An 832-nucleotide genomic window follows, 5' to 3' on the forward strand; every position below is an offset into this window, starting at 1 on the left:
CGGGTCTGCCCTCGGCGGGAGCAGCGACCGCTTGGGGGCTTCCGGCGGCAACGCTGCTGGCCACCGTCGGCATGGTCCTGGCCATCGGCTTCGCCTGCGTGGCGCTGCTTGCCCTCCCCGCGGGAAGCCAGGAACTGTCGTCTGCCGGCCGAAGGCTGGCCGTCGTGGCGGCCGCGCTGGGAGCCACCGCGGTGCCGGCCGTGGTGGTCCGCCTGTGGTTTACCGGGAGCGAACTGCTCGGCGTGTCCGTCACCCAACTGGACCCCGCGGAGCTGATGCGGGTGGTCTTGGAGGTCAGGCCCGGCAGGGTCCTGCTCTTCCAGGCGGTACTGACGGTCGTGGCGGCGGCGACCGCGCGGTTCTCGCGCACGGCGACCGGCGAGGGACTGGCCCTGATTCTTCTGGTGGCAGCCCTCGCCATGCCGCCGCTGGCAGGCCACGCCTCCAGCCACGACGAACACTTCCTGGCGGTTGCCAGCCTGGGCCTTCATGTATCCGCCGCTGGCCTCTGGGCGGGCGGGTTGGCGGGCGTGGCGTACCTGGCGCTGCGGGCACCTAACGATTTCCTGCGGACCGTGCGGCGCTACAGCACGCTGGCGCTGGCCTGCGCCACGGCGGTGGCTGCCAGCGGCCTGGTCAATGCCGTGCTCCAGGTTCAGGCCCCGGCCGCGTTGGTCTCCGGCTACGGGTTCCTGGTGTTGGGCAAGGCGGCGGCGTTCGCGCTGTTGATTGTGTGCGGCTGGCTGCATCGCCGCACGACGCTGCGCGCCTTTGCTGCCCGGGAACGTGCTCCCGTCGGCCTCCCGGCCATGGCGGATCCCGGGCTGTCGGC

The 832-nt window shown here is 72.5% G+C and carries 1 protein-coding gene; it reads left to right on the forward strand.

Annotated features, from left to right (window positions below; translation table 11 throughout):
- A partial coding sequence (locus AC5RUJ_RS17460; protein WP_494156402.1) for a copper resistance D family protein occupies positions 1–832 on the forward strand: 832 nt, incomplete at both ends.

It is taken from the genome of Arthrobacter sp. Y3223164, from assembly GCF_059091005.1.